The sequence below is a fragment of the Gordonibacter sp. genome (genome assembly GCF_036667095.1).
Classification (GTDB): Bacteria; Actinomycetota; Coriobacteriia; order Coriobacteriales; family Eggerthellaceae; genus Gordonibacter.
In genome coordinates this window covers 1-3,495 of sequence record NZ_JAVWUP010000235.1, presented here as the reverse complement: position 1 = coordinate 3,495, position 3,495 = coordinate 1, and the positions used below count along the sequence as shown (strand labels likewise).

3 protein-coding genes are annotated in these 3,495 nt (G+C 60.5%); all 3 read right to left on the bottom strand.

Features of this window, described 5'->3' with window-relative positions; translation table 11 throughout:
- Positions 1-66: 66 nt before the first annotated feature.
- The 3 genes from rsgA to RR842_RS12970 are packed head-to-tail and all read right to left on the bottom strand — an operon-like array spanning position 67 to position 3,283.
- Positions 67-1,071, bottom strand: a complete 1,005-nt coding sequence (gene rsgA, locus RR842_RS12980; protein WP_332512840.1) for a ribosome small subunit-dependent GTPase A — start codon at positions 1,069-1,071, stop codon at positions 67-69.
- Positions 1,072-1,085: 14 nt separating this feature from the next.
- A complete protein-coding gene (locus RR842_RS12975) occupies positions 1,086-1,748 on the bottom strand; it encodes a hydrolase (protein WP_332512827.1) in 663 nt (220 codons plus the stop codon).
- Complete coding sequence (locus RR842_RS12970) at positions 1,745-3,283, bottom strand: potassium transporter TrkG (RefSeq protein WP_332730023.1); 1,539 nt, start codon at positions 3,281-3,283, stop codon at positions 1,745-1,747. Before RR842_RS12970 ends, RR842_RS12975 begins: the two co-directional genes overlap by 4 nt.
- Positions 3,284-3,495 lie beyond the last annotated feature (212 nt).

Genomic DNA, 3,495 nt, shown 5'->3' with positions numbered 1-3,495 from the left:
GCCCACAAGCAGGGCACCCAGTCTGGACCGTCTCGACGCACGGAGCAAAACACGGGAAGAAAACCGCTACCGCTTCTTCCCCTTGCGCGGTTTGCCGACGCCCTGGCCACGCGTGGTTGACGCTTTTTCGCCGCGCATGCGGCGAGCCTCCTCGCGGCGCTCCTTCACCTCTACGGTTTCGTGGCGCAGAGCGCGATACGACGCAAGGCGCTTCTCGCTCAGATCGCCGGATTCCACGGCAGCACGTACGGCACAGCCGGGCTCGTTCTCGTGGCGACAGTCACGGAAGCGACACTGCTCGGCGAACTCCTCCACGTCGGGGAAGGCGGCGCCAATGCCCGCATCCGCATCCCAAAGGCCCAACCCGCGCACGCCGGGCATATCGACGACGCAGCCCCCGCCTGGGATGGAGATCATCTCACGACTTACCGTAGTGTGCCTGCCCTTGCCGTCGCCCTCGCGCACGGCAGCCGTTTCCTGCACCTCGTTGCCTACCAACAGGTTCACGAGGCTCGATTTCCCCACGCCGCTCTTTCCGATGAACACGGCCGTCGTCCCCGGGGGCACCAGCTCGCGCACGGCCTCGACGCTTGCGGGATCTTCGGCCGACACCACCACCGTTTGCGCAGCAGGCCCCGCTAAATCGCGCACCTGCTCGCGCACGGCGCACAAAGCTTCGTCGCTTTCCGCCAAGTCCGCCTTCGTCAGCACCACGCCCACCTCGGCACCCGTCTCGAAGGCCAGCACCAGCTCACGCTCTAAGCGCTTGAAATTCATGTCGGAAAGGGGCTGCGCCACCAGCACACGGTCGAAGTTCGCCGCCAGAACCTGGGGCAGCGCACGTTCGGTGGGGTCTTTGCGCACGAATTCGCGCGTACGTGGCAGGATGGCCTCGATGATGCCCTTGTCGTGCTCATCAGGAACCACCGCCTCCACCCAGTCGCCGATGACGGCGCGCATCTGCTCGCCCTTCACCAATGCTGTGGCATGCTCGCAGCGTACCAGCCGCCCGTCTTCGGTACGCACGAGCGGATAGCCCCGATCTAATTTGACAACCTGGCCTTTCAGCAGTAGCTCCTTATCATCTAGCGCCGACGCTCGCGCAGGTAGTAGAACACGCCCATGAACGCCAAGCCAACTATCACGGCAACAACTCCCGGCAAAAACGAGTTGGCATCGAACCCATCTGGATGGTGCTTGCCCTTCTCGACCACGCTCACCACGTCGGCATGCAAGTCGGTAAGCCCCTCGTGCTCGGCGCACGTCAGGTAGAACGTGCCACGCACCTGGAGTTTCGTTCCTGTCATGCCGTACTTTCCAAACGTGTCTATCTTGGCAGCGGCTTCGGGTGTCATAGACACCGAGATAGTGGCGGTCGACTCTTTCTCGACCGCAGCCAGCGTGATCCACCGGCGCTGTCCGCGCAAGCCGTCGCGCAGGCTGTCGCCGATCACCTCGCCCACCACTTGCACCGTCTGCTTGTCGTAGTACGAATCGGCTTCGCCGAGGGCCGCAATGGAGGTATCGTAGATAAACGAGCTGTCGGGCCGCTGTTGCGGGTTCACCACATTCTCATCGTCTTCGGCAAAAGCGCTTGACGGCGTGCACGCAAGTACAAGGGCGAGTACGAGGGCGGCAGCAAAAACGCTCGCGCGGCGCGGCGCGGCAGTCGCCCATGCAGCCAAAACACTGGCGGCGGTGCAAACGTTCGATAATAAGCCCGCTTCCTGTCTACGCACGGCGCTCACATCACTCGCCTCCTTTCGAGCTTGGGGGCTCCGCGTTTCGGCTTGAACGACACGATTATCTCCACGATAAGCGCGAGCAGCGTGATGAACTCCAGACGGCCCGCCCACATCTGGAATATGTAGAACGCCTCCAGCGTCCAAGGCATACCCGCCGTGGATACACCGCTGGATACACCGCCGTTGCTGGCCATGGACACCGACTCGAAGATGGCCAACGTCGCATCGTAGCCGTGAGCGATTCCCACCAGCGCACCTACTACATAAGTAACCACGTACAGCACGAACACCGTCATGGCTTCTTTCACGATCTCGGGCGAGACGATGCGGCGTCCCACATGGTTATACGACACGACCACGCGCGCCGAATCGGGCGCCAGCGCCTCTTTGATAGTCGAAGCCAACGACTTCACGATAATACCCAAGCGGGCGAATTTCACGCCGCCCGACGTAGAACCGGCACTGCCACCCACCGCCATGAGCGCCGCCACTACCAAAAACGCTCCCGAGGTGAATATCGTCGTCAGCTGGTTCGTGGTCATATTCACATAGCCGGTCGTCGAGAAAGCAGAAATCGTCATGAACAGGCCGCGGCGCAGCATAGCCGGTAAGTCAGAGAATTCCAGGCTCACGGAAAGGGATGCGGCCAGCACGCACGTCATCACGGAAAGCCACAGCACCATCGTGCGAATCTCCAGGTCTTTGAAGAATACTTCGACGCGGCCTTTCCATATCTCGGAATGGAGCACAAAGTTGATAGAGCCCAGCAGCATGACCAGCATCAGCACCACTTCGAGGGGGAAGGAGTGGTAGTACATGATACTCTGGCTCATAGGAGCAAAGCCGCCCGTGGTGAATGCCGAGATGGCAAGCCAAAACGACTGGAGCACTGCTCGCAGCGGATCCATGCCTATGAACAGGCACACCACGGCCATGACCGCCGCGGCAACAATGATAATGCCCATAGCGATCTTGGCGATGAATTGCGTGGTTTGCACCACGTTGGGAACCACATGCTCGCTGCGGCCCTCTGACGAATACAGGCTCGCACCGGCGCGCTTGCCGAACAAGCCGAACGACAGCGCAACAACGATCAATCCCAAGCCGCCGAGCAGGTGCAGCATAAAGCGCCACATATTGTCGGCATTCGACAGGTGGTCCACGTCAAGGATAACGCTCGCACCAGTCGTGGTAAGGCCCGAGACCGCGTCGAACAGAGCGTCCAAGTAGGTTGCGTAATGCCCCGACATGAACAACGGCACGGCAGAGACAAGGGCGAGCACGATCCAAGCAAGGCCCGTTACGGCGAACGCTTGCTTGCGGCTCAGCCGACCGGGATCGAAACGCAAGAAACGCAGTGCCGAACCCAACACCAAGAAGAAGCCGATGCTGAACAGGTAGTGGGAGGCCGGCACCCATTCGGCGCACGCCACTGCCGTGAGGAACGGAACGAGCAGTACGATCGACGAAAACAGGACAAGCACGCCCAGATAGTGGCCGATGACGCGTAAATCATTCAAAGTGAATTGCTGCCACATGGTCTAGTCCTGTCGAAGCGCGCGAGGCGCTGCAGCCAAACTGTCGGTATTCATCAGCCTAGCACAACCCTTACGATAATGATCAGCGCCCACAGCAGCAGCAGGAAGCACAATAGGGACAGTAGCACGACGCCGAATCCTATCAGGGGCGTCGCGAGCGATTGGCGTATATGGGGCCTTTTGGTACGCATGCTCACTATTCTAGTACAAAA

Coding starts and splice junctions, on each gene's coding strand:
- RR842_RS12970 (WP_332730023.1), bottom strand. CDS start 3,283: ATGTGGCAGCAATTCACTTTGAATGATTTACGCGTCATCGGCCACTAT.